The following is a 1048-nucleotide window of genomic DNA, read 5'->3' on the forward strand; positions in this document are numbered from 1 at the left end:
CGTAAACGGATGAACTGCGCAATGGATGAAAACTACTTAAGTAAGGTTCTCGAAAGCCTTACAGGGCAGTGATGTTCATGCGGTTTCCGTGAGCTTTTTATAGAAAGAGGGCGGTAGCATGGAAGTGATTAAGGCTGTCTGCTGTATAAAAAGCGTTAGCTTACCAGTCGAAAGTATCGCCCATAATTGTTTATTATTTCAGGTGATTTTGCGGTAACTGAGATTGCCCCAATACAGCTACGATTAAGATGAAATTCTCTTCCTTTGTGAAGTAAGCAGTGTGTTTTCCAATCGGAAAGTAAAAGCCGTTACTATATATTTCATGGCAGCTTCGTCCTAAATCAGGATTATCAGCGAGCATTTGAAAGCCAGAAAGTAGTGTTTCTTTATAACGTTGCCACTGTAATTCGGAAAAATTGTTGATGGTATAATTTTTTACTTTACGTAAATGAGTTTGAGCCAAACTACTTAGTTTATATTGTTTATTGTGCATATTGTTTGTTATAGCTCATTCAAAAAATCTTTACCATCAACGACATTGCCTTTTACCAAGTCATCTTTAGCCACGTTGAAACAATGTTTAAGATATTCTGTTTTCATCATTTCAAGCTCTTCGTAGTCATGTATAGACATCACGACAACAGCATCTTTGCTGTTTTTACTGATCTTAATTGGTTGGCGTTGAGCATTAAGAAGCAATTCACCAAAATTTCGTTTAGCGTCATTTGCTGTTAATGTATACATGGTTATTCTCCACAGTCTTTAGTCTAATTGGAGTATAGCTCATCACACGAAGCGGTCAATATAATTAAATCGCACGAAATGTGTGAAAAGGTATGCTAACAAAGCATTTAAGAGGGACAGCCAACGCGTGGCATTTTTATTATGCGTTAGTTTTTGTGATTACGCTGTTATGCGGTGAGTTGGTAGTAGCGTTGGCTGCCCCTTAATGCGGCGTTATGTAACCGTAGAGAAAAGACCACAATATATTGAAAGTTAAAGTGTTTTTATGGTTTCTTTACTTTGAATTTAGTTTCTACTTTGTATA

At 36.8% G+C, this 1048-nt stretch carries 2 protein-coding genes; both read right to left on the minus strand.

Annotated features, from left to right (window positions below; translation table 11 throughout):
* Positions 1 to 193 precede the first annotated feature (193 nt).
* Entirely contained in the window at positions 194 to 493 is a 300-nt protein-coding gene (locus B5D54_RS16825) for a type II toxin-antitoxin system RelE/ParE family toxin (RefSeq protein ID WP_039428516.1), read from the minus strand.
* An 8-nt stretch (positions 494 to 501) separates the two neighbouring features.
* Entirely contained in the window at positions 502 to 744 is a 243-nt protein-coding gene (locus B5D54_RS16830) for a type II toxin-antitoxin system Phd/YefM family antitoxin (RefSeq protein WP_078927668.1), read from the minus strand.
* Between the last annotated feature and the right edge of the window lie 304 nt (positions 745 to 1048).

Source organism: Vibrio cincinnatiensis DSM 19608, assembly GCF_900167345.1.
In the GTDB taxonomy this organism is placed as follows: Bacteria; Pseudomonadota; Gammaproteobacteria; order Enterobacterales; family Vibrionaceae; genus Vibrio; species Vibrio cincinnatiensis.

Excerpts from the sequence above, each read along its gene's own strand:
- B5D54_RS16830 (WP_078927668.1), bottom strand. The coding sequence starts at position 744 with ATGTATACATTAACAGCAAATGACGCTAAACGAAATTTTGGTGAATTG.
- B5D54_RS16825 (WP_039428516.1), bottom strand. The coding sequence starts at position 493 with ATGCACAATAAACAATATAAACTAAGTAGTTTGGCTCAAACTCATTTA.